The sequence below is a fragment of the Pseudomonas sp. genome (assembly GCF_035554175.1).
In the GTDB taxonomy this organism is placed as follows: Bacteria; Pseudomonadota; Gammaproteobacteria; order Pseudomonadales; family Pseudomonadaceae; genus Aquipseudomonas.
In genome coordinates this window covers 1-23188 of sequence record NZ_DATMIV010000042.1, presented here as the reverse complement: position 1 = coordinate 23188, position 23188 = coordinate 1, and the positions used below count along the sequence as shown (strand labels likewise).

26 protein-coding genes and 1 rRNA gene are annotated in these 23188 nt (G+C 59.1%); 11 read left to right on the top strand and 16 right to left on the bottom strand.

The window, feature by feature from the left end; all coding sequences use genetic code 11:
• Positions 1 to 2 precede the first annotated feature (2 nt).
• Complete coding sequence (locus VNV36_RS18635; RefSeq protein WP_325719269.1) at positions 3 to 548, top strand: gamma carbonic anhydrase family protein; 546 nt, start codon at positions 3 to 5, stop codon at positions 546 to 548.
• Positions 549 to 576: 28 nt separating this feature from the next.
• Positions 577 to 1227, top strand: coding sequence for an HAD family hydrolase (locus VNV36_RS18630; protein ID WP_325719267.1), 651 nt, complete (start codon positions 577 to 579; stop codon positions 1225 to 1227).
• A 99-nt stretch (positions 1228 to 1326) separates the two neighbouring features.
• Here VNV36_RS18630 and VNV36_RS18625 read toward each other — a convergent pair whose 3' ends face one another.
• Complete coding sequence (locus VNV36_RS18625; RefSeq protein WP_325719265.1) at positions 1327 to 2340, bottom strand: aminopeptidase; 1014 nt, start codon at positions 2338 to 2340, stop codon at positions 1327 to 1329.
• A gap of 122 nt (positions 2341 to 2462) precedes the next feature.
• Between VNV36_RS18625 and VNV36_RS18620 the strand changes: the two genes are divergently transcribed.
• Positions 2463 to 2885, top strand: a complete 423-nt coding sequence (locus tag VNV36_RS18620; RefSeq protein WP_325719263.1) for a PA0061/PA0062 family lipoprotein — start codon at positions 2463 to 2465, stop codon at positions 2883 to 2885.
• A gap of 40 nt (positions 2886 to 2925) precedes the next feature.
• Entirely contained in the window at positions 2926 to 3345 is a 420-nt protein-coding gene (locus tag VNV36_RS18615) for a PA0061/PA0062 family lipoprotein (protein ID WP_325719261.1), read from the top strand.
• Between the two features lie 4 nt (positions 3346 to 3349).
• Here VNV36_RS18615 and VNV36_RS18610 read toward each other — a convergent pair whose 3' ends face one another.
• Together VNV36_RS18610 and VNV36_RS18605 are read right to left on the bottom strand one after the other, a co-directional pair.
• Positions 3350 to 3589, bottom strand: a complete 240-nt coding sequence (locus VNV36_RS18610; protein WP_325719259.1) for a DUF1161 domain-containing protein — start codon at positions 3587 to 3589, stop codon at positions 3350 to 3352.
• Positions 3590 to 3829: 240 nt separating this feature from the next.
• Positions 3830 to 4261, bottom strand: a complete 432-nt coding sequence (locus VNV36_RS18605; RefSeq protein ID WP_325719257.1) for an OsmC family protein — start codon at positions 4259 to 4261, stop codon at positions 3830 to 3832.
• Positions 4262 to 4500: 239 nt separating this feature from the next.
• On the opposite strand from VNV36_RS18605, the gene VNV36_RS18600 reads away from it, so the two are divergent.
• The gene (locus VNV36_RS18600; protein WP_325719255.1) at positions 4501 to 5502 is read left to right on the top strand and encodes an LLM class flavin-dependent oxidoreductase; all 1002 of its coding nucleotides are present in this window, start codon (positions 4501 to 4503) and stop codon (positions 5500 to 5502) included.
• A 164-nt stretch (positions 5503 to 5666) separates the two neighbouring features.
• Here VNV36_RS18600 and VNV36_RS18595 read toward each other — a convergent pair whose 3' ends face one another.
• Positions 5667 to 5891 (bottom strand): DUF1161 domain-containing protein, encoded by a 225-nt coding sequence (locus VNV36_RS18595; protein WP_325719253.1) that lies wholly within the window; start codon positions 5889 to 5891, stop codon positions 5667 to 5669.
• A gap of 127 nt (positions 5892 to 6018) precedes the next feature.
• Complete coding sequence (locus VNV36_RS18590; protein ID WP_325719251.1) at positions 6019 to 6234, bottom strand: dodecin; 216 nt, start codon at positions 6232 to 6234, stop codon at positions 6019 to 6021.
• 165 nt (positions 6235 to 6399) lie between these two features.
• On the opposite strand from VNV36_RS18590, the gene VNV36_RS18585 reads away from it, so the two are divergent.
• Complete coding sequence (locus VNV36_RS18585) at positions 6400 to 6726, top strand: ElaB/YgaM/YqjD family protein (RefSeq protein WP_325719249.1); 327 nt, start codon at positions 6400 to 6402, stop codon at positions 6724 to 6726.
• Here VNV36_RS18585 and VNV36_RS18580 read toward each other — a convergent pair.
• The gene (locus VNV36_RS18580; protein WP_325719247.1) at positions 6699 to 7616 is read right to left on the bottom strand and encodes a LysR family transcriptional regulator; all 918 of its coding nucleotides are present in this window, start codon (positions 7614 to 7616) and stop codon (positions 6699 to 6701) included. The genes VNV36_RS18585 and VNV36_RS18580 overlap by 28 nt on opposite strands.
• Before the next feature lie 113 nt (positions 7617 to 7729).
• On the opposite strand from VNV36_RS18580, the gene trpB reads away from it, so the two are divergent.
• Both trpB and trpA read left to right on the top strand, forming a co-directional pair.
• Positions 7730 to 8962 carry a tryptophan synthase subunit beta gene (trpB, locus tag VNV36_RS18575; protein WP_016772302.1) on the top strand — a complete coding sequence of 411 codons (1233 nt, stop codon included), beginning with the start codon at positions 7730 to 7732 and terminating at the stop codon, positions 8960 to 8962.
• Entirely contained in the window at positions 8962 to 9771 is an 810-nt protein-coding gene (gene trpA / locus VNV36_RS18570) for a tryptophan synthase subunit alpha (protein ID WP_325719245.1), read from the top strand. The genes trpB and trpA overlap by 1 nt, the downstream gene beginning before the upstream one ends.
• 59 nt (positions 9772 to 9830) lie before the next feature.
• On the opposite strand, the gene VNV36_RS18565 is transcribed toward trpA, so the two are convergent.
• The 10 genes from VNV36_RS18565 to VNV36_RS18520 form a co-directional block, all read right to left on the bottom strand.
• The gene (locus tag VNV36_RS18565; protein WP_325719243.1) at positions 9831 to 11792 is read right to left on the bottom strand and encodes a DUF7844 domain-containing protein; all 1962 of its coding nucleotides are present in this window, start codon (positions 11790 to 11792) and stop codon (positions 9831 to 9833) included.
• Complete coding sequence (locus VNV36_RS18560) at positions 11789 to 12109, bottom strand: DUF2388 domain-containing protein (RefSeq protein WP_039757071.1); 321 nt, start codon at positions 12107 to 12109, stop codon at positions 11789 to 11791. The genes VNV36_RS18565 and VNV36_RS18560 overlap by 4 nt, the downstream gene beginning before the upstream one ends.
• A gap of 27 nt (positions 12110 to 12136) precedes the next feature.
• Positions 12137 to 12454: a DUF2388 domain-containing protein gene (locus tag VNV36_RS18555; RefSeq protein WP_325719239.1), complete on the bottom strand. Its 318-nt coding sequence runs from the start codon at positions 12452 to 12454 to the stop codon at positions 12137 to 12139.
• A gap of 108 nt (positions 12455 to 12562) precedes the next feature.
• Positions 12563 to 12880: a DUF2388 domain-containing protein gene (locus VNV36_RS18550; RefSeq protein ID WP_325719237.1), complete on the bottom strand. Its 318-nt coding sequence runs from the start codon at positions 12878 to 12880 to the stop codon at positions 12563 to 12565.
• Between the two features lie 332 nt (positions 12881 to 13212).
• On the bottom strand, positions 13213 to 13428 hold the full coding sequence (locus VNV36_RS18545) for a DUF1127 domain-containing protein (RefSeq protein ID WP_325719236.1): 216 nt from the start codon (positions 13426 to 13428) through the stop codon (positions 13213 to 13215).
• 321 nt (positions 13429 to 13749) lie between these two features.
• A complete protein-coding gene (gene scpC / locus VNV36_RS18540) occupies positions 13750 to 15243 on the bottom strand; it encodes a succinyl-CoA:acetate CoA-transferase ScpC (RefSeq protein WP_325719234.1) in 1494 nt (497 codons plus the stop codon).
• A gap of 213 nt (positions 15244 to 15456) precedes the next feature.
• On the bottom strand, positions 15457 to 16890 hold the full coding sequence (locus tag VNV36_RS18535; RefSeq protein ID WP_325719232.1) for an NAD(P)(+) transhydrogenase (Re/Si-specific) subunit beta: 1434 nt from the start codon (positions 16888 to 16890) through the stop codon (positions 15457 to 15459).
• A complete protein-coding gene (locus VNV36_RS18530) occupies positions 16887 to 17210 on the bottom strand; it encodes an NAD(P) transhydrogenase subunit alpha part 2 (RefSeq protein ID WP_325719230.1) in 324 nt (107 codons plus the stop codon). Before VNV36_RS18530 ends, VNV36_RS18535 begins: the two co-directional genes overlap by 4 nt.
• Before the next feature lie 15 nt (positions 17211 to 17225).
• Positions 17226 to 18347 carry a Re/Si-specific NAD(P)(+) transhydrogenase subunit alpha gene (locus tag VNV36_RS18525; RefSeq protein WP_325719228.1) on the bottom strand — a complete coding sequence of 374 codons (1122 nt, stop codon included), beginning with the start codon at positions 18345 to 18347 and terminating at the stop codon, positions 17226 to 17228.
• 434 nt (positions 18348 to 18781) lie between these two features.
• Positions 18782 to 19681 carry a LysR family transcriptional regulator gene (locus VNV36_RS18520; protein ID WP_325719226.1) on the bottom strand — a complete coding sequence of 300 codons (900 nt, stop codon included), beginning with the start codon at positions 19679 to 19681 and terminating at the stop codon, positions 18782 to 18784.
• A gap of 158 nt (positions 19682 to 19839) precedes the next feature.
• Here VNV36_RS18520 and VNV36_RS18515 point away from each other — a divergent pair, with 158 nt between their 5' ends.
• From VNV36_RS18515 to VNV36_RS18505, 3 genes are all read left to right on the top strand, one after another.
• Positions 19840 to 21021: an acyl-CoA dehydrogenase gene (locus VNV36_RS18515; RefSeq protein WP_325719224.1), complete on the top strand. Its 1182-nt coding sequence runs from the start codon at positions 19840 to 19842 to the stop codon at positions 21019 to 21021.
• A 14-nt stretch (positions 21022 to 21035) separates the two neighbouring features.
• The gene (locus VNV36_RS18510; protein WP_325719222.1) at positions 21036 to 22256 is read left to right on the top strand and encodes a CaiB/BaiF CoA transferase family protein; all 1221 of its coding nucleotides are present in this window, start codon (positions 21036 to 21038) and stop codon (positions 22254 to 22256) included.
• Between the two features lie 634 nt (positions 22257 to 22890).
• Positions 22891 to 23188, top strand: a 16S ribosomal RNA gene (locus VNV36_RS18505); the annotation flags it as partial.

The following is a 23188-nucleotide window of genomic DNA, read 5'->3' as shown; positions in this document are numbered from 1 at the left end:
TCGTGTCCCTTCGCACCTACCAGAATCACACCCCGCAGCTGAGCAAAGGCGCATTCGTCGACGGTTCGGCAGTGGTGATCGGCGACGTCGAAATCGGCGAAGACAGCTCGGTCTGGCCGCTGACAGTAATCCGTGGCGACATGCACCGCATCCGCATCGGTGCGCGCACCAGCGTGCAGGACGGCTGCGTGCTGCACATCACCCACGCCGGCCCGTTCAACCCGGACGGTTTCCCGTTGCTGATCGGCGATGACGTGACCATCGCCCACAAGGTCATGCTGCATGGCTGCACCGTCGGCAGCCGCGTGCTGATCGGCATGGGCAGCATCGTCATGGACGGCGCCGTCGTCGAAGACGATGTGATCATCGGCGCCGGCAGTCTGGTGCCGCCGGGCAAGCGCTTGCAAAGCGGCTTTCTGTATGTCGGCAGCCCGGTCAAGCAAGTGCGCCCGCTGACCGAGAAGGAAAACGCGTTCTTCACTTACAGCGCGGCGAATTACGTCAAGCTCAAGGACCTGCATCTGGCCGAAGGCTACGACCAGCTGTGAATCGCCTTATACCTGCCCAGGAATTTCCATGCATTACCAGACCGTACTGTTCGACCTCGATGGCACCCTGACCGATCCGCGCGAGGGCATTACTCGCTCAATTCAATTTGCGTTGGCCAGGCTCGGCATTGACGAACCGGATCTGAGCAAACTGGAACACTTCATCGGCCCGCCGCTGCTGCAAGCGTTCATGCAGTTCTACGATTTCGACGAGGCCAAGGCCTGGGAAGCGGTGAATTTCTATCGCGAGCGCTTCAAGGTCACTGGCCTCTACGAGAACCGCGTGTTCGACGGGGTGACGCCGCTGCTGGAAACCTTGAGCGGGCAGGGCCGGCAGTTGTACATCGCAACGTCCAAACCGTGGGTGTTTGCCCGCGAGATCGCCCGGCATTTCGACTTTGCCCGGCATTTCAAAGTGATCTACGGCAGCGAACTGGACGGCACGCGGACCAACAAGGTTGAGCTGATCGCGCATCTGCTCGCCGAAGAAGGCCTGGACCCGGCGCAGACCCTGATGATCGGTGATCGCAAACACGACCTGATCGGCGCGCGCAGCAATGGCCTGGATGCAGCGGCGGTGGGGTATGGGTTTGGCAGTTTCGAGGAGCTGAATGCCGAGGCGCCGGCTTATCACTTTGAAACTCTGGATGCGCTGCATCAGGCGTTTTTGCAGCGCTGATGAAATAGCCTTCGCGAGCAGGCTCGCTCCCACAGGGGCCTCGCTATCCAATGTGGGAGCGAGCCTGCTCGCGAAGGGGCCAGATCAGCCAATGCGAAGTCAGGATTCTGCCAATCCTTTCAAAGCCGCCTTGCGCTCATCAACCGGCAGCTTCCCCAACCGCTCAACCTCGGAATAAAACCTCAGCCAATCCCCACCAACCTGCCGGAACAACGCCGCGAACGCCGGCACCCACTGGTCATACAACCCGAACGGCAGCAACCGTGCATTGTTCAGCGGCGCGTTGACCCAATTGTCATAACGCTTGTCGCCGGCCCACTGACTGTCGCGCATTACCCGATAGTCCCTGCGCAAGCGCTCGAATTCCGCCGCTTTGCGTTCACGCATCTGCTCAGCCGCCAACGGCTGCGCATACAGCTGCTCCAGCCGTGAACGAGTGTCGAGCACCAGGCCGATGAACTGATCGCGTTGTTTAAGCTTCGCATCCGACTCCGCCGGCAAACCGCGAAACGCTCGCCATTGCCGCGTCCCTTCCTGCTCAACGAAAGTGGCAAATGACTCGTTGAACTCGGTGTCGTCCTTCACATAAAAACGCTGATGCGTCAGTTCATGAAAGATCAGCGTGGCCAAGCGTTCATCGCCCCAGCCCATCATCGAATTGAGGATCGGGTCATTGAACCAGCCAAGCGTCGAGTACGCTTCGACACCACCGATCGATACATCCATACCCTGCAGGCGCTGGACCGCTGCTTCGCCGCGGGCAGCGCTTTGGCTGTAGTAACCGCGATAGGCCACACAGCCAGCAATCGGGAAGCAATGGTTTTGCGGGGTCAGGGAAAACTCTGCGGTGGCGAACACATTCCACACTACAAACGGTCGACCGATATCGGCATACAGGCGATAGCTCTGGTTGTCCGGCAGGTGCAGATGCTCGCTGGCGAAAGTGCGGGCCTGTTGCGACTGAGCCAGGTGCGTACGCAATTTCGCGTCGCGGCTCGGGTCGGCAATGACTTTCTCTACCGGCTCCCGAGCCCGCAGCAATTGCCATTGTCCGCTGGCCAGCTGGCTGTAATAGCTGACGCTGGCGCAACCGTTGAGCAACAAAAACAGCACACCCGGAAACAAAATCCGAAAAACGCGATCAAGTAACCCAAGGCTTGAAAACGGCCTGATCGAAATAAGAAATTCCCCCGGAGAGTCTGCCGCAAGACTATCCCGCCTTAAGGAGCACCGCTATGCGCATGTTGATGCTGACAGGAGGCCTGCTGACGCTGGCCGGATGTGCCGGATTCGCACTGCCCGATCCTGACCCCTCGCAAGCCTGGATCGATCTCGACGTCCGCCAACACGACACGGCGCTGCAAGCCGTGCAAGTCGATGCCACACAGGCTGTCGACAAACGCTACTTTGAAGTGCAACCCGGCAGCCATGAGCTGAAGGTGCGCTATCAGTTTCCGGTCGAGGCCACCAACATCGGCCCGAATGCCGAGCCACTGTGGCGCGATTGCCAGTTGAGCGTGAAATTCAAGGACTTCAACGCCGGCCAGCGCTATCAGCTGCAGGCTGGCAGCATTGGTTTCCGCCCTTGGGCCAAGCTCTACGATGAGCAGCGCAAGGTCGTCGGCCAAGGCACGCCGGCGGGCTGTCAGAGCACCTGATCGGCGCTATGCTGCCAGTTCGGATCTGTGGATATCCCTCATGCGTACGTTGCTGCTGTTATTCGTTGCCAGTCTTGTCGCCGGTTGCCAGACGCCGTTACCCCCGGTCGATCCGCACATGGCCTGGGTCGATTTTTCGACACCAAGCCCCGGTGGCAAGCTGCTGATGGCGGAACGTCTCGACAACCAGCGCTTGAACGACGGGCGATTCTTCCAGGTGACCCCCGGCAGCCATGAGCTGCGGGTACGTTTCGACTTCGAAGTGTTTGGCGGCGGCGGCAGTCTGCTGACGGGGCCCGTGGAGCGCTTGTGTTATCTGACAATCCACTATGACCACTTCGAGGCCGGCCAGCGTTATCTGCTGGAAGGGCGCTCGTTGGCATTCACGCCGAGCGCGCGTTTGTACAATGCCAAGCGCGAAATTGTTGCTGAAGACCGCGAGTTCAACTGCATCATCTAGCGGTTCAGCTGTCGTTTTTCTGGTAGATGATCCGCTTGGTGCCGTTCTCGCAAGAACCGACGATCATGGCTGAGTCGTGCTGCTTCGCCTCTTCCGCCGTGATGATTTCCAGGGTGTACGAAGGGATGGCCTTCGCCTGAATCTTGATCTCGATTTCCTTTTTGAGCTTTTCGCAGTTCTTTGGGGTTGCGATAGCGGAGGTGGCCAGTGCACTGCAAAGGATCGCCAAGCCAATACGTTTCATCGATGAAGCTCCTTGGGGCAGCGCGCACGGGTGTGCGCTGAAGCTGCTGTCGATCATTCGACCACATTTCTGCGGAGCGGGTTCTGACTTTGCTCACACCTTGTATTAATCGCCAGCTGCCGAGTGGGTTTCGGGACTGCCTTCGCGAGCAGGCTCGCTCCCACACTGGATCTGCGTCGTGCACAAATCCCCCGTGGGAGCGAGCCTGCTCGCGAAAGCGTCAGTTCAACAAACGCCGAATCAGCTGACCAGCGAAGCCTCAAGGGTGATCTTCGCATTCAGTACCTTGGAGACCGGGCAACCTTCCTTGGCCTTGTTGCTCAATTCCTCAAACTGCTGCTGAGTGGCGCCCGGGATCTTCGCCTTGAGAATCAGCTTCACCGCAGTGATGGCGAAACCACCGTCAACCTGATCGAGGGTGACTTCAGCGTTGGTGTCGATGCTGTCGGCCTTCAGGCCGGCATCGCCGAGAATCATCGAAAACGCCATGGAGAAGCAGCCGGCGTGGGCCGCGCCGATCAGTTCTTCCGGGTTGGTGCCCTTGCCGCCTTCAAAGCGCGCCTTGAAACCGTACGGCGCTTCCCGGAGCACGCCGGTTTCGGTGGAGATCGAGCCGATACCGGATTTCAGATCGCCTTTCCAATGTGCCGATGCCTTTTTCACGATAGCCATGTCTGCCTCCTCAAAATGGCGCGGAACACCGCGCCGTCGTGGTTTTTGCTTGCAAGGCTTCTGAGGATAGACGCCGGAACAAAGTTCAGCCTGGCTGAATCGTTGACTTTTTTAGTAGGAAATTTCGGCGCTGCTATTGAATCTCGGGTATATGCCCTCATTCCATACAACACGCTTATGGATTTGGCAGGTTTTCGTTCGCAAGAAAAACCTGCCTCCCCACCCGGAGATGCAGGTTCATGAAACAACTGTCCGACGTAAAATTTTCCACCCTCGACCTGGTGCCGGTCCGCGAGAACGGCAGCCCGGCACAGTCACTGCGCAACTCGCTGGATCTGGCGCAGCATGCCGAGAAATTTGGCTACACGCGGTTCTGGGTCGCCGAACACCACAACATGGATGGCATCGCCAGTTCGGCCACATCTGTCTTGCTCGGTTATCTGGCGGGCGGCACTTCGACGATTCGTGTCGGTTCCGGCGGGGTGATGCTGCCCAACCATGCGCCGTTGGTGATTGCCGAACAGTTCGGCACCCTTGAAAGCCTGTATCCGGGACGTATCGATCTGGGGCTGGGCCGAGCGCCCGGCTCCGACCAGATGACTGCCCGCGCCCTGCGCCGCGAACGCTCCGGCAGCGCCGACGACTTCCCGGAAGACGTCGCCGAACTGATGCGCTACCTCGGCCCGCGCACGCCGGAACAACGCGTCATCGCCATGCCCGGCACCGGCACCAACGTGCCGATCTGGCTGCTCGGCTCGAGCCTGTTCAGTGCGCAACTGGCCGGTGAACGCGGTCTGCCTTACGCCTTCGCCTCGCACTTCGCCCCGCGCTTCATGCACGAGGCGATCCGCGTCTATCGCAATCACTTCAAGCCATCGGCGGTGCTCGACAAGCCGTACGTGATGCTTGGTGTGCCATTGGTGGCGGCGGATACCGATGAGCAGGCCGATTATCTGGCGACATCGGTGTACCAGCGCATCCTCGCGCTGATGCGTGGGCAAAGCCTGGTGCAGCGTCCGCCGGTAAAAACCATGGACGGCCTGTGGCTGCCCCATGAGCGCGAAGCGGTGGGTGATTTCCTCGGGCTGGCGATGGTCGGCGGCCCGCAGAAGATCCGCGCCAAGCTTGAGGTGCTGATCGAGCAGACTCAGGCGGATGAGCTGATTTTCACCAGCGATTTGTATGAGCACGCTGATCGCATCCATTCCTACGAATTGCTGGCCCAAGTAATGAAGGGGTAACGCGAACCCTTGGAGGAGCTGTCGAGTGAAACGAGGCTGCGATCTTTTGATCGTGATCTGAAATCCAGATCAGAAGATCGCAGCGTGCCGCAGCTCCTGCGCGGAAAATCATCGCCCACAAAAAAAGCCGACGCATCCACGTCGGCTTTGTATTTCAGGCGCAATCACCCACGCTTGTAGACGATCTCCTTGCTGCCGCCTTCACAGGTGCCGACGACTTCACCATCAGCCGCCGCACCCTTGTCGACAATTTCCAGCGAATAACCGGAAACGCCCTTGGCGTCGATTTTCGCCGCGATTTCGCTTTTCAGCTCTTCACATGGCTTGCCGGCTGCAAACGCACCACCCGCAAGGCTCAACAAACCTACTGCCAACATGAACTTCTTCATCGGTCGCACTCCCTGGTCGGATTGATAGAGGCGCGCACCGGGTCATCCACCCGATGCGCTCACCTTGTAGCGCTTTGCCATTCTATGGCACTCGGCCAGCGCGCAAGTTCAGAAGACTGGACCAGACTCAGCTGGAGACAATCTTGAAGCCGACTTTCAACGTGACTTGAAAGTGCGCCACCTGGCCGTTTTCGATGTGCCCACGGGTTTCCGTCACTTCGAACCATTCCAGATTGCGCAGGGTCTTGTTGGCTTCGGCCAGCGCGTTATTGATGGCGTCTTCGATACTCGTGGTGGACGAACCGACCAGTTCGACTTTTTTGTACGTGTGATGGTCACTCATGGCGAACTCCTTGGGTTGGAATGGCATGTGAAATTGACCTGGCAGGCAATTGCACTGTTGATTTCGGCGCCGCCGCGCGGGCGAAGTTCAGAATTTCTGCACTTTCTCGAAGTGCCGAAGTCCCAACCAACACACGCCACTCATCACCAATGCAGGAGAGCCACCATGGCCAACACCTCTTTACGTAAAGCCTCGTTGCAAAGCATGGAAGCCGAGATCGAGAGTCTGCTCAAATCGTTGGAAAGCCTCAAAGGCGATGCTTCGGACGAGTCGCGCAAGACCCTCAAGGCGCTGAAAAGCAATGCTGAAAGTGCACTGAAGCATTCGCGTCACCTGCTCAGCGACGCGTATGAAGAAGTCAAAGTGAAAACCCGCGAAACCGGCATCGCCACCCGCGATTATGCGCAGGAACACCCCTGGACTACCGCCGGCGTTGCGGTCGGTGCAATCGGCCTGCTCGCGGCCTACTTTTTGTTCAAGCGCGGCGAGTGATCGCCTTGGCGCAGCTCGTTCTTGAGCCACTGCGCCAGTTGCCGAGCGCGCCCGTCTGCGGCGCGCTTGGGTAGCCACAACGCCAGTTGCGCCGGGGTTTCGCAGAAGCCCCACGGCGCAACCAGGCGACCGGCCTTCAGATCTTCGGCCACCAGCGGCTCCGGCGCGATCGCCACGCCGAGACCGGCCACTGCTGCTTCCAGCAAATAATACAAATGCTCGAAACCCTGCCCGAGCTTCATTGCGTTCGCGTCGAGGTCGTTCTGCTGCGCCCAACTCGGCCAGGCTTGTGGGCGCGAGGTGGTATGCAGCAACGGCTCGTTCAGCAATCCCGCCGCCGCAGCGGTTTTCAGGCGTTGATAGCCGCTGAACAACGGGCTCAGCACCGGACCGATGCGTTCAGCTGCCAGCTCGTAGACCTGCATATCGGCCGGCCATGGTGGCTCGGCGAATAACAGCAGCGCATCCAGACCTGGACGACGGGGATCGAGATCGCCCTCGCCGGCGGAAAGGTGCAGACGCAAACCCGGCAGATCGGCATTCAACCGTCCCAGGCGCGGAATAAACCAGCGCGCCAGCAGGCTCCCCGAACAACCGAGCACGAACGGTGCATCGGCCGTGCTTTGCGTAAGCTCCGCGCAGACAGTGCGCAACCGATCGAATGCCTCGCCACTGGCATCACGCAGGCGCACCCCGGCATCTGTGAGTTTCAAGCCGCGTCCATCCTTGCTGAACAGACTTACGCCAAGGTGTTCTTCCAGCACTTTGAGCTGGCGGCTGACCGCACCATGGGTGACATGCAGCTGCTCGGCAGCCTGACTGACGCTGTTCAGACGGGCGGTGGCCTCAAAGGCGCGCAAGGCGTTGAGCGGGGGAAGGTCGTGGCTCATGGTATCTGTGAGTTTTCCTGACAGGTTGTGGCGATCTTATCGGTTTTCAGCATAGAAGGTCAGAGTTAGAGTGGTCGTCATTGTCTTCTGACCGAATTCACCTAGAGCGACCCATGACCCAGACTTCGAACACCTCCGATCTGCGTAACGGCCCTGACGCCAACGGCCTGTTCGGCGCGTTCGGTGGCCGTTATGTAGCGGAAACCCTGATGCCACTGATTCTTGACCTGGCCCGCGAATACGAAGCGGCCAAGGAAGATCCGGCGTTCAAGGAAGAATTGGCCTACTTCCAGCGAGACTACGTCGGACGTCCGAGCCCGCTGTATTTCGCCGAACGCCTGACCGAGTTCTGCGGCGGCGCCAAGATCTACCTCAAGCGTGAAGAGCTGAATCACACCGGCGCGCACAAGATCAACAACTGCATAGGCCAGATCCTGCTGGCGCGGCGCATGGGCAAGAAGCGCATCATCGCCGAGACCGGTGCCGGCATGCACGGCGTGGCCACTGCCACCGTTGCCGCGCGTTTCGGCCTCGATTGCGTGATTTACATGGGCACCACCGACATCGAGCGTCAGCAGGCCAACGTCTTTCGCATGAAGCTGCTGGGCGCCGAAGTGATTCCGGTTGTTGCCGGCACCGGCACCCTGAAGGACGCGATGAACGAAGCCCTGCGTGACTGGGTAACCAACGTCGACAACACTTTCTACCTGATTGGCACCGTGGCCGGCCCGCACCCGTACCCGGCGATGGTGCGCGACTTCCAGGCCGTGATCGGCAAGGAAACCCGCGATCAGTTGCAAGCGCAGGAAGGTCGTCTGCCGGACAGCCTGGTGGCATGCATCGGCGGTGGTTCCAACGCCATGGGTCTGTTCCACCCGTTCCTCGATGACAAGAGCGTGGAGATCATCGGCGTCGAAGCCGCAGGTTACGGCATCGAAACCGGCAAGCACGCGGCCAGCCTCAACGGCGGCGTTCCGGGTGTGCTGCACGGTAACCGCACCTTCCTGCTGCAGGACGACGATGGCCAGATCATCGACGCTCACTCGATTTCCGCCGGCCTCGACTATCCGGGTATCGGCCCTGAGCACGCCTGGTTGCATGACATCGGCCGCGTCCAGTACACCTCGGTGACCGACGACGAAGCCCTTGAAGCGTTCCATAAGTGCTGCCGTCTGGAAGGTATCATTCCTGCCCTGGAAAGCGCCCACGCCTTGGCCGAAGTTTTCAAACGCGCACCGAAGCTGCCCAAGGATCACTTGATGGTGGTCAACCTCTCGGGCCGTGGCGACAAGGACATGCAAACCGTAATGCACCATATGCAACAGTCGCAGCAGGAGAAACACTGATGAGCCGCCTGCAAAGCCGTTTTGCCGACCTCAAGCAACAGAATCGCGCAGCGCTGGTGACTTTCGTGACCGCCGGCGATCCTGACTACGACACTTCGCTGGCGATCCTCAAAGGCCTGCCGGCTGCTGGCGCCGACGTGATCGAACTGGGCATGCCGTTCACCGATCCTATGGCCGATGGCCCGGCGATCCAGTTGGCCAACATCCGTGCGCTGGCTGCCAAACAGAATCTGGCGAAAACCCTGCAAATGGTTCGCGAATTCCGTAAAGGCAACAGCGACACGCCTTTAGTGCTCATGGGCTACTTCAACCCGATCCACAAATTTGGTGTCGAGCGCTTTATCGCCGAAGCCAAGGAGGCCGGCGTCGACGGCCTGATCGTGGTCGACATGCCGCCGGAGCACAACGAAGAGCTGTGCGACCCGGCGCAGGCTGCCGGTCTGGATTTCATTCGCCTGACCACACCGACGACCGACGACGCGCGTCTGCCGCGCGTACTCAACGGCAGTTCCGGGTTCGTGTATTACGTGTCGGTGGCCGGTGTGACCGGTGCCGGTGCGGCGACACTGGAACATGTGGAAGAGGCGGTGGCGCGTCTGCGTCGGCATACCGATCTGCCGATCAGCATCGGTTTCGGTATTCGTACGCCGGAGCAGGCCGCGGCAATCGCGCGGCTGGCTGACGGTGTGGTGGTGGGCTCGGCGTTGATCGATCACATCGCCAGTGCCAATACGCCTGAGCAGGCAATCGATGGCGTGTTGAGTCTGTGTTCAGCGCTGTCGCAGGGCGTGCGCAAGGCTCGCGGTTAAGGCCCGAAGGGAAAATAAAAAAGGCTTCAGAACAGAGGTTCTGAAGCCTTTTTTTGTGGTCAGGGCAGTTGCAGTCCGCCCGAGGCCTTGTGCAGTTTGCGCAGATGCTCGCCAATCTGCTTCACATTGGCCTCGCTGGCAGCAATCTCGGCTGCGCGCTCGGGTTCGAGCAGCTTGCGCACTTCAGTATCGAGGTCGCCGGACAGGGCCAGCAGCTTCTTCTGCCGCTGACTGCTCTCCGCTTCCAGCCGGCCGAATTCGCTCGGCTGTGGCAATCCGTAGCCTCTGGAATCGAGCAGTTCCGCCGGCCGGCTGAGGAAGCCGCTGTTGGCGAGAATTTCCTGCAACGTCGCGTTGGCTTTGTCCATGCCGCCATTTTCCAGTTCGCGGGCGCCGAGGTAGCGCTGTTTGACCTCGTCCTGCGCCAGCAGCAACTGACGACGGAAACTGGCTTGCTCCAGCAGCAACAGCGCCGCACTGGTGCGCAGGTCAGCGCGATCGAACCACTCGCGGCGCTCTTGCGCAGTGAGTGACAGCCACTCTTCGACCGTGGTCTGTTTGATTGGCAACTGCTTTTTCAGCACATCGAACATCGCTTGATAGCGGTCGCGGAACGAGTCGAAACGATAACCCAGGCGCAACGCTTCTTTCGGATCATCGAGCACGCTGGTGTCGGCCAGACCGCGGCCCTTGAGCACTTCCAGCAAACCGTTGGGCATGATGCTGTCGAGGCCGACCAACTGGCTGTTGTTGCTGCCGCTGCGCAACAGTTTCAGGCCTTCCACCGCGCAGTTGTTGGAGAGAAAGAAATAGTTGCCGTCATAGCTCCAGTGCATCTCGGCGGCATGTTCGACCACGCCTTCGATTTCCTCGCGCGACAGGTTCAGCGGCACTGAAGCAAGGCTGCGCAATTCGGTCTTGGTGTATTCGTCGATCACCTGCGCCAGCGGCAACACGAACAGCCGCGACGGGTATTTGCCAACCAGCCCGTCCCAGCTCGACAACTGAACGTCGCCGACAAAGGCGCGATAGGACAACACCAGATGTTGATCGAGATCGAGGCGGCAATCCGGGCCGCGCGGACGACCGGGAGCGCAGATCACCAGGCGCAACATGCTGTGGCCCCAGCGGCTGACCCAATTCTGATTCGCCTCGGCCAGCAGGTAATCGACGGCGTAGACACGTTCCGGATCAACGTGTCCCAACGGCTGTTTGGCAAAATCATTGCCTGCATTCAGAAAGGCGAAGCTCTTGCTGCAGGTGTCCTGCGCCGACGGCGTCCAGCCGAAGTGCTCCTTGAAATAGCGATACAGCGCCGGGCGGCGGCAGGCGTAGCTCGGGTCGAGGAGGAAGTACTCCATGTTGACCGCGACGAATTCCTTGGGGCTGGAGATCTCGTAAAGATCGGGGCTGCGCGCGATCTGGCGATTGTGTTGTTCACGTTCGCCACGGCGCCCGACGTATTGCTGCCAACCTGCCAGATCAAGCAGACGCGGGTCGTCGCTGATGGTGAAGCGCCGGCCGTTCTGCCCACGACACTCATCGGGAATGCCGATCAGCCCGGCGCTGTTGAAGCGTCGGGTGCAACGTTGGATCACTGTGCGCTCGGCGCTTGGCCACAAACGCGCGCGGTCGTAGATATGGGTGATTTCATGCAACACCGTGGCGAGCAGTTCCTGACGCCCAGTGCCGTGGGGGCGATTGGTTTTCTCTTTCGCTGCGCTGCCATCGGTGAGGCCGGGCAGCAACTTGCGGTTCAGATCAAGCTCGGCAACCAGTGTGGCCTGACCGTATGCGTTGCCGGGCATGTCGTCGGTCCAGCCGACATCGATGCGCCGATCCAGCCGCTCGATGAAGCTCGGCGGCAATTTCTGCATGGCCTCATCGATCAGCGCCTGACTGGCCTGTTGTTGAGCCGGGCTCAGGCCGTCGGTCTTGAGCCGCAATTGCAGGCCGGCGTGGGCGCTGTTGCCAAGCAGCAACAACGCCCCGGCCAGCAGCCAGGCGCCAATTGACCTCACAGTGCGAGGATGGCTTCGGCGAGTACCTGATCGCTGGCGTCGCGTGCTTCCGGCACGCGAGTGCGCAGGGTATTGAGGGCGGCTTCGAGGTGTGCGCCACGAATGTCGCCGTTGCTGGCGACGAAACTGGCGGCGTCGTCGTGGGCTTCGCGGATGATTTTCGAATCGCGAATCGACGTAGTGGTATCGGAGGTGAAATCGATGGTGCGCTGGGAGGCACGAACGATGATGTTACTGGTGGCTACCAGGGTGTGCGCCTGGGCCACATCGGCCAACACAAACAGGCCAAGGGCGGCAGCAATCAGCGGGCTACGCATGGAACGACTCCGGAAGGAAAAGGATAACTATTGGACGAGAATTGCCTCTGCCAGTTCAAGGTCGCTGGCATGATGTTTTGGCCTGGTTTTGCGCAGGTAATGCAGCGCCGATTCCAGCCGTGCGCCGCGCCATTCACCGTCGCTGGCAACGAAGGCGGCCGCGTCATCATGGGCGGCGAGCAGCAGTTTACGGTCGAACGGCGCAGAAGACACCATGCTGGTGGCGTAACCGCTGACAACCGTGCCTTGCGTCGACGCGTTGAAAGCGTCGAAGGCGTTGGCAGACATCGCCCAGCAGGCACTGAATAAAGTAGAACAGATGAGCAGATTTGGAAGAAAGCGCATGGGACTCGACAACTGTTAACCAGCCTGAAGGCTAGCGCAAATGCCCGGGCCAGAGCCAGCGTTGAAACATCGGGACACGGCTGGCGTGTCCCGCGATGCAGCAGACGATCAGAGCGTCAGAATGGCTTGAGCCAATTGGGCGTCCGTGGCATTGAGTTGTGGCGCCTGATGGCGGATGTGATCGAGCGCGCTTTCCAGTTTCACACCACGGATATCGCCTTTGCTGGCAACGAAGCTGGCGGCGTCATCGCGGGCGGCGAGCACGATTTTGTCGTCACGGAACGAGGAGGTCACATCGGAAGTGGCGTCGGAAGAAGCTTTCAGCGCGCCGACTATCGAGTCGGTTGTCACGATGAAGCTGGTAGCGCTGGCATTGGCAGCCACGGCCAGCAGGGCGGCGGCACTGAGCAGACGGAGACGGGTCATGATGTAACTCCTTTGGATAAACCGTAGTGAGAGGTGGCTCGGTATCTGAGGAGTCAGACGCCCGTTGCTTAACGTTCGCCACGTTCTTGATGGATATTAGGCTGCCCATTGCGGTTCGCCCAGTGGTGGCAACGGTTACTGAGCCTGATTTTCGTAACTGTATTGGTTGTCTGATGATAAATCTAAAACTGTACCCATTAGTGGTCAAAACCCCATTTCAGACGCTTGTATGGCCTCAAACGACAAGACCCGCCGTGGTTTCCCACGGCGGGTCTGGTTTATTCAATTCGGGTGCTGGCGGTGGGTCTAGCGACCGGAGCCAGCGACGCTGATTAGCGCCAGAATGGCTTGCTCAGCTCTTCGTAGCGTTGTGCTTCGCTGATACCGGCGTCAGCCAGCAGACGCGAATCCAGACGGGCCAGTTGATGGCGGCTGGAAATGCGGCGCTGCCACAACATCAGGTTGGCAATGACGCGCAGAGGCAGGGAAGCCTGGGTGTTTGCAGCTTTGTCTTCGAAGAACAGTTCGGAACTGAGTGTACGTTCCATGGTTGACATCCTTCCGCTTGTGGCGGGATCAGGTAGTGGTTTGACTGGTGCCCATGATCCTCTCGTTTGCCTAGCCTCTGTAGATACAGTTCAACTGTAATGTGAGTGACCAGTTAACTGTTTATGCGGGGTGTATGGGTCTAAATTGGGCAAACTGTACCTGTCTGCACCTAAGTAGTGCATTTTCGCTTGTTTCGAGGTGATGGGTAGGTAATTGCTGTAGGAAAAGACCAGTACAGCAGTACAGTTTTTGATGGTTAGTTGAATAGGCAAGCTCCGCTGGCGCAATCTGCATCTGCGCCAGCGGTTCATCTGTGCGAATCACACCGCCAGCATGCGCCCGGTTTCTTCCAGGTTCATATGCCAGCTCAGGGCGTCCCGCAGAATATGCGGGGTGTGACCGCCAACGGCGCAAGCGGCGTTGAAGTAATCATTCAGTGCCTGGCGAAAGTCCGGGTGCACACAGTTGTCGATAATCACCCGCGCGCGCTCCCGTGGCGCCAGGCCACGCAAATCGGCCAGTCCGACCTCGGTCACCAGAATGTCGACGTCATGTTCGGTGTGGTCAACGTGGCTGACCATCGGCACCACACTGGAAATCGCGCCGCCCTTGGCGATCGATTTGGTCACGAACACCGCCAGATGCGCATTGCGCGCAAAGTCGCCGGAGCCACCAATGCCATTCATCATTCGCGTACCGCAAACGTGAGTGGAATTGACGTTGCCGTAAATGTCGAATTCCAGCGCCGTGTTAATGCCGATGATGCCCAGACGCCGCACCACTTCCGGATGGTTGGAGATTTCCTGCGGGCGCAAAATCAGTTTGTCCTTGTACTTCTCCAGATTGCCGAACACATCGCTGTTACGCCGTTCGGACAGGGTGATCGAACTGCCAGAGGCGAAGCTGAGCTTGCCGGCATCGATCAGGTCGAAGGTCGAATCCTGCAGCACTTCGGAGTACATGGTCAGGTCTTCGAAGGGCGAATCGATCAAGCCGCACATCACCGCATTGGCAATATTGCCGATCCCGGCCTGCAGCGGGCCAAGTTTGTTGGTCATGCGCCCGGCAGCGACTTCCTGCTTGAAAAAGGTGATCAGGTGTTCAGCGATGGCGTTGGTATCGACGTCCGGCACCGATACCGTGGACGGCGAGTCCGACTGCTGGGTAATGACAATCGCAACGATCTTCTCTGGCGGAATCGGAATCGCCGTGCTGCCGATGCGATCGTCGACTTTCACCAGCGGGATTGGCGTACGCGTCGGGCGGTACGTCGGAATATAGATGTCGTGCAGGCCTTCGAGGTTGGCGTTGTGCGCCAGGTTGATCTCGACAATCACTTGCTTGGCGAAAATCGCGAAACTTGCCGAGTTGCCCACCGACGTGGTCGGCACGATATGGCCTTGTTCGGTAATGGCTACTGCCTCGATGACGGCGATGTCCGGCAGCTTCAACTGCTGGTTGCGCAGCTGCTCGACGGTCTCCGAGAGGTGCTGGTCGATGAACATCACTTCGCCAGCGTTGATCGCCTTGCGCAACGTACTGTCGACCTGAAACGGCATGCGCCGCGACAGCACGCCGGCCTCGGTCAATTGCTTGTCGAGGTCGTTGCCCAGGCTGGCGCCGGTCATCAGACTGATCTTCAGCGGTGTGACCTTGGCCCGCTCGGCCAGTGCGTGGGGAACTGCCTTGGCTTCGCCGGCGCGGGTGAAACCGCTCATGCCGACGGTCATGCCGTCCTCAATCAGGGCAGCGGCGTCGGCAGCGCTCATCACTTTGTCCAACAACGAAGGCAGGCGAATACGGTCACGGTACATGGATTATTATCTCGGGCAACGAGTAGCAGGATGCGCAGTCTAGTGAATTTGAACGACGCCTGTCCCGCTACCAAGGTCGCAAACGAGGCGTCTATTTCGCGGGTTTGAAGTAAAACACCGTTACCGGATCTGCAACAACGCGGCAAATTGTCCAGTGCCCTTGCAAACAAAAACGCCCCGACAAGTCGGGGCGTTCGTTGTGGCAGCGCTGAGTTACTCGACGGCTTTGACCATGTCTTCGATGACTTTCTTCGCGTCGCCGAAGACCATCATGGTCTTGTCCAGATAGAACAGTTCATTGTCCAGACCGGCATAGCCGCTGGCCATCGAGCGCTTGTTGACGATGATGGTCTTGGCCTTGAACGCCTCGAGAATCGGCATGCCGGCAATCGGCGATTTCGGATCGTTCTTCGCGGCCGGGTTGACTACGTCGTTCGCGCCGAGCACCAACACCACGTCGGCCTGACCGAATTCGGAGTTGATGTCTTCCATCTCGAATACCTGGTCGTAAGGCACCTCGGCCTCGGCCAGCAGAACGTTCATGTGCCCGGGCATCCGCCCCGCCACCGGGTGGATCGCGTACTTCACAGTCACACCACGGTGGGTCAGCTTCTCGGTCAGTTCCTTCAGCGCATGTTGAGCGCGGGCCACCGCCAGACCATAGCCCGGCACGATGATCACGGTGTCGGCGTTGGTCAGCAGGAAGGTCGCGTCGTCAGCCGAGCCGGATTTCACCGGGCGAGCTTCTTTCGCACCGGCCGGGCCAGCGTCGGCGGTGTTGCCGAAACCGCCGAGCAGTACATTAAAGAAGGAACGGTTCATCGCCTTGCACATGATGTACGAGAGGATCGCACCGCTCGAACCCACCAGGGAACCGGCAATGATCAGCATCGAGTTGTTCAGCGAGAAACCGATCCCCGCCGCCGCCCAGCCCGAGTAGCTGTTGAGCATCGACACCACCACCGGCATGTCGGCACCGCCGATCGGGATGATGATCAGCACGCCCAGGACGAACGCCAGCGCCAGCATCAGCGCGAACGCAGTGAGGTTGCCGGTGAACATGAAGGTCAGGCCGAGAACCAGCGTAGCCAGACCCAGAATCGCATTGAGCTTGTGCTGGCCGCCGAACTGTACCGGTGCGCCTTGGAACAGGCGGAACTTGTACTTGCCCGAAAGCTTGCCGAAGGCAATTACCGAACCGGAGAAAGTGATTGCACCGATGGCGGCACCGAGGAACAGCTCCAGGCGGTTGCCCGCCGGGATCGCATCGCCCAGCTGTTTAACGATACCCAGCGATTGCGGCTCGACCACTGCTGCGATGGCAATGAACACTGCCGCGAGGCCGATCATGCTGTGCATGAACGCCACCAGCTCCGGCATCTTGGTCATTTCAACGCGCTTGGCCATGATCGAGCCGGCAGTGCCGCCGACCAGCAAACCGACGATGACGTAACCGATACCGGCTGTAGCAAGCTCAGCCCCCAGTTTATAAATCAGGCCGACCGTGGTGATGATGGCCAGCGCCATGCCGAGCATGCCGAACAGATTGCCGCGCCGCGAAGTGGTCGGGTGCGACAGGCCTTTGAGGGCCTGGATAAAACAGACCGACGCGATCAGGTAGAGCGTCGTGACGAGATTCATGCTCATTGCTTCGGCGCCTCTTCTTTTGCTTTCGGGGCTTTCTTCTTGAACATCTCAAGCATGCGACGGGTGACCAGGAAGCCACCGAACACATTGACCGCCGCCAGTGCCACGGCCAGCGTGCCCATGGTCTTGCCCAGCGGTGTTACGGTCAGCGCGGCGGCGAGCATGGCGCCGACGATCACGATCGCGGAAATGGCGTTGGTCACCGCCATCAGCGGCGTGTGCAGCGCGGGTGTGACGTTCCAGACCACGTGGTAACCGACATAAATCGCCAGCACGAAGATGATCAGGTTGTAGATACCGGGGGAGATAAGCTCTTCCATCGTCTGAATCCCTGCTTAGGCGTTTTTGCGGATGACTTGGCCGTCGCGGCACATCAGGCACGCGGCGACGATGTCGTCTTCGAGGTTGACGTCGAACTGGCCTTCCTTGGTGAACACCAGCTTGAGGAAGTCCAGCAGATTGCGGGCGTACAGCGCCGACGCATCTGCTGCGACTTCACCGGCGAGGTTGGTCGGGCCGACAATGGTCACGCCGTTCTCGATCACGACCTGATCGGCGACGGTCAGCGGGCAGTTGCCACCCTGAGCGGCGGCGAGGTCGATGACCACCGAGCCCGGTTTCATCTGCGCCACGGTCTCGGCGCTGAGCAGCGTCGGCGCCTTGCGGCCCGGAATCAGCGCGGTGGTGATGACAATATCAGCCTGCTTGGCGCGCTCGTGCACTGCCTGGGCCTGACGCTGCATCCAGCTTGCCGGCATTGGTCGCGCGTAGCCACCGACGCCGACGGCGCATTCGCGTTCTTCATCGGTCTCGTAAGGCACGTCGACGAACTTCGCGCCGAGGGATTCGATCTGTTCCTTCACCGCTGGACGCACGTCGGACGCTTCGATGACCGCACCCAGACGTTTGGCCGTGGCGATCGCCTGCAGACCGGCCACCCCCGCACCGAGAATCAGCACGCGCGCCGCTTTTACGGTGCCCGCGGCGGTCATCAGCATCGGCATGAAGCGCGGATAGTAGTGAGCGGCCAGCAATACCGCTTTGTAGCCAGCGATGTTCGCCTGCGACGACAACACATCGAGACTCTGCGCGCGCGAGGTGCGCGGCGCCGCTTCGAGGGCGAACGCGGTAATGCCGCACTCGGCCATCTTTGCGATGGTCTCGTTGTTGAACGGGTTGAGCATGCCCACCAGCACCGTACCGCGCTTGATCAGCGTCAGTTCGGTATCGCTTGGTGCGACCACTTTGAGAATCAGCTCGGCGCCAAACGCGTCATTGGCGCTGCCAATGTTTGCGCCGGCCGCTTGGTAAGCGCTGTCAACGACACTGGCTTTGATGCCGGCGCCGCTTTGCACAGTGACCTTATGGCCTTGGCTGATCAGCTTCTTGATGGTTTCCGGGGTTGCAGCAACCCGTGTTTCACCGGTCTGGGTTTCGAGAGGAACACCAATGTGCACGTCAAATCTCCTGCGTGATCTTATTGAGTAAACCCATGCACTGCGGATGGTGCGACTGGGGCGGCCGATCAGCACGATCCCGCCGAATCAGGGCGGGGCGCGGCATTTTGCAGGCGAACTTTATGCCCTTCAAGGGATTATGACGGGTGACGGAAAATTAACTACAAGTCATGCCGTGACCGAATGTCGCAGATGGCCAGATGAATCCCTTGCAAGCCATGCCCTGCAAGGATTTTGGCTGAATTTGAAATAATTTCGCATCGGTGGCGTGAATAGGCAGTAATGAGTCGCCTGTAGCGGCTCAAAGCCACGTCGTTGGCAGCTTGTGGGACGTCTGTACAACTTTCGGATACAGTTGGTTGAAAAGCGACAAATAGTTATATCTGTAGGGCTTTGTTTTTTCTGACTACGAGGTTAAGTATTGATGGATGCCTTTATTCTTCTGGGCTGTAGCTGCGCGCCTGATTTACCAGCCAGTCACGAAATGCCTTCAGCGATGCCGATTCGACCTTTCGCTCCGGAATCATCAGGTAATAGGCCTTGATGCTGGAGAGCGCTTGAGGGTTGGCAACCACCAAACGTTTCTCGGCCAGCTCGCGCTGGATCAGAAACGGTGGAATCAGCGCGACGCCCATGTCGTGCATGGCTGCTTGAGCAAGCATGGAAAATAGCTCGTAGCGTGGGCCTGTCATGTCGCGGGGGATATTCAGCTGCTGCGAGTTGAACCACTGCCGCCAGGCGTATGGTCGCGTGGTTTGCTGCAGCAGCGGTAATTCAGCGATGGCTGCAGCTGGCAGCTGCTTGCGATTGCCAAGTAGGGCGGGGCTGCAAACCGGCATCGGATTTTCGCCCATCAACCTGTGGGATTCGGTACCCGACCAATCAGCATCGCCGAAATAGATCGCGGCATCGAATTCGGTGTCGGCAAACAGAAAGGGCCGCGTGCGGTTGGTCAGGTTGACGGTCACTTCCGGATGCTTGAGCTGGAAGTCCTTGAGTCGTGGCAGCAGCCATTGCGTGCCGAAGGTCGGGACGACGGCGAGCTCGATGACGTTGGTGCCTTGCTGGCCCATGACCGAGAGAGTGTCGCGCTCCACTGCATCGAGCTGAGTCGCGACCCGACGGCTGTAGGAAAGACCCGCCTCGGTCAGTTTCACCCCGCGTCGCGAGCGTCGGAACAGTTCCACGCTGAGGAAGTCTTCAAGGCTGGCGATCTGTCGGCAAATGGCCCCCTGGGTGAGGGAAAGTTCTTCGGCTGCGCGGGTAAAACTCTCGTGGCGGGCGGCGGCTTCGAAGCTGATCAGGGCGGTGGTACTGGGTATCTTCCTGCGCATGTACGTCAACCTCACTAATACGCCGCGTAAATGGCATTTCGCGACGTTTCGGAGTGAGAAATTAGCACAGCAGAATGCGAAATCCTCGTTTGCCCCGTTGGCGAGCTACGCCTAGGATCAATGCCACGTTAATTCAGCCGATTTGCGAGGACACACTCATGGGCGGTAAAGCTAGCTTCAACTGGATCGATCCCCTGCTGCTGGATCAACAGCTCACTGAGGAAGAGCGGATGATCCGCGACACCGCCGCACAATTCGCTCAGCAGAGCCTGGCGCCACGTGTGCTCGAGGCTTTCCGTCATGAAAAGACTGATCCGGCAATCTTCCGCGAGATGGGCGAAGTCGGCCTGCTCGGCGCGACCATTCCCGAGCAGTACGGTGGCAGCGGTCTGAACTATGTCAGTTACGGCCTGATTGCCCGTGAGGTGGAGCGCGTCGACTCTGGCTATCGCTCGATGATGAGTGTGCAGTCCTCGCTGGTGATGGTGCCGATCAACGAATTCGGTACCGAATCGCAGAAACAGAAGTACTTGCCGAAACTGGCTTCCGGCGAATGGATCGGTTGCTTCGGTCTGACCGAGCCGAACCACGGTTCCGACCCGGGTGCGATGATCACCCGGGCGCGTAAGGTCGATGGCGGCTACAGCCTGACCGGCGCGAAGATGTGGATCACCAACAGCCCGATCGCTGACGTATTTGTGGTCTGGGCCAAGGATGACGCCGGCGACATCCGTGGCTTCGTTCTGGAGAAAGGCTGGAAGGGTCTCAGCGCTCCGGCGATTCACGGCAAGGTTGGCTTGCGTGCTTCGATTACCGGCGAGATCGTCATGGACAACGTGTTCGTGCCGGAAGAAAACATCTTCCCGGACGTGCGTGGTCTGAAAGGTCCGTTCACCTGTCTCAACTCCGCACGCTACGGCATTTCCTGGGGCGCGCTGGGCGCCGCCGAGTTCTGCTGGCACACCGCGCGTCAATACACTCTGGACCGCCAGCAATTCGGTCGGCCGTTGGCTGCGACTCAACTGGTGCAGAAGAAACTCGCCGATATGCAGACCGAGATCACGCTCGCGCTGCAAGGCTGCCTGCGGCTGGGGCGCATGAAGGACGAAGGCACGGCTGCAGTCGAAATCACTTCGATCATGAAGCGCAACTCCTGCGGCAAGTCGTTGGACATCGCGCGGATGGCGCGCGACATGCTCGGTGGCAATGGCATCTCCGATGAGTTTGGCGTGGCTCGACACCTAGTCAACCTGGAAGTGGTGAACACCTACGAAGGTACCCACGACGTTCACGCGCTGATCCTGGGTCGTGCGCAAACCGGTCTGCAGGCGTTCTATTAACAGGGGAGCGGACCATGGGCGCGCTGTCGCATCTGCGGGTACTGGATTTATCACGAGTGCTGGCCGGGCCGTGGGCCGGACAGATCCTTGCCGACCTGGGCGCCGAGGTGATCAAAGTCGAGCGCCCGGGCAATGGTGACGACACCCGCGCCTGGGGGCCGCCCTTCCTTAAAGATGCTTATGGTGAAAATACCAGTGAAGCGGCTTATTACCTGTCGGCCAACCGTAACAAACAATCGGTGACCATCGACTTCACGCGACCGGCAGGGCAGAAGCTGGTTCGGGAACTGGCAGCGAAGTCGGATATTCTCATCGAGAACTTCAAGGTTGGCGGCCTGGCTGCCTATGGTTTGGACTATGAGTCGCTGAAAGCGCTCAACCCCAATCTCATCTATTGCTCCATCACCGGCTTCGGACAGACCGGGCCTTACGCCAAGCGCGCAGGCTATGACTTCATGATCCAGGGGCTGGGCGGTTTGATGAGTCTGACCGGCCGGCCCGAAGGAGATGAAGGTGCCGGTCCGGTGAAGGTAGGTGTGGCGCTGACGGATATTCTCACCGGCCTGTATTCCACGGTGGCGATTCTGGCTGCACTGGCTCATCGCGATCACGATGGTGGAGGCCAGCACATCGATATGGCGCTGCTGGATGTGCAAGTCGCTTGTCTGGCCAACCAGGCCATGAACTACCTGACTACGGGCAATGCTCCTAAACGTCTGGGTAATGCGCATCCCAACATTGTGCCTTATCAGGACTTTCCTACGGCGGATGGCGACTTCATCCTTACCGTGGGTAATGACGGGCAGTTCCGCAAGTTCGCCGAAGTCGCTGGGCAACCGCAGTGGGCGGATGATCCACGCTTCGTGACGAACAAGCAGCGGGTGGCGAATCGGGCATTGTTGATTCCGTTGATTCGTCAGGTGACGGTGTTCAAGACGACGGCCGAGTGGGTCGCTCAGCTGGAGCAGGCTGGCGTGCCCTGTGGGCCGATCAATGATCTGTCTCAGGTGTTTGAAGATCCGCAAGTGAAGGCGCGGGGTCTGGCTATAGAGCTACCGCATGCGTTGGCCGGGATCGTGCCTCAAGTGGCTAGTCCGATTCGTTTGTCGGAGACTCCTGTCGAGTATCACCGTGCACCTCCTTTATTGGGCGAGCACACGCTGGAGGTTTTGCAGCGGGTGTTGGGGCTGGGGGCAAGTGCGGTGGCTGTTCTTAAGGAAGAAGGGGTGCTTTGAGTTTTCCTTCTATATATAGAGGGCGTCTTTGATTTACAGATGATTTGGCTGTTTTTTGGCCAATCTGCAAGTTATTGAAAAAAAGGCGAAATTAACGGTTGACGGCAGATTCCAGAGGTCTATAATTCGCCCCACTTCCGGCGCAGTCGAAACGGAAAACTCTTTGAGATTCAAAGAGTTACGCAGTTTTCGACAGCGGCCTGCTTCAGATCATCGAAGCCTGGAGGGAGTTAAAAGAGCAGTGATGTGTAGCTCTTTTAACGGTTCGATCTTCTCGGTCGAAAGCGGAGAAAAAGAGGTGTTGACAGCAGCGATTAACGCTGTAGAATTCGCCTCCCGCTAACGAGAGATCGGAAGCGCAAGTGGTTGAAGTTGAAAAGGAAACTTGGAAAACTTCTGAAAATAACCGCTTGACAGATGCACGGGGCGCTGTAGAATGCGCGCCTCGGTTGAGACGAAAGCTCTTAACCAACCGCTCTTTAACAACTGAATCAAGCAATTCGTGTGGGTGCTTGTGGAGTCAGACTGCTAGTCAACAGATTATCAGCATCACAAGTTACTCCGCGAGAAATCAAAGATGTAACCAACGATTGCTGAGCCAAGTTTAGGGTTTTCTCAAAACCCAAAGATGTTTGAACTGAAGAGTTTGATCATGGCTCAGATTGAACGCTGGCGGCAGGCCTAACACATGCAAGTCGAGCGGTAGAGAGGTGCTTGCACCTCTTGAGAGCGGCGGACGGGTGAGTAATGCCTAGGAATCTGCCTGGTAGTGGGGGATAACGCTCGGAAACGGACGCTAATACCGCATACGTCCTACGGGAGAAAGCAGGGGACCTTCGGGCCTTGCGCTATCAGATGAGCCTAGGTCGGATTAGCTAGTTGGTGAGGTAATGGCTCACCAAGGCGACGATCCGTAACTGGTCTGAGAGGAT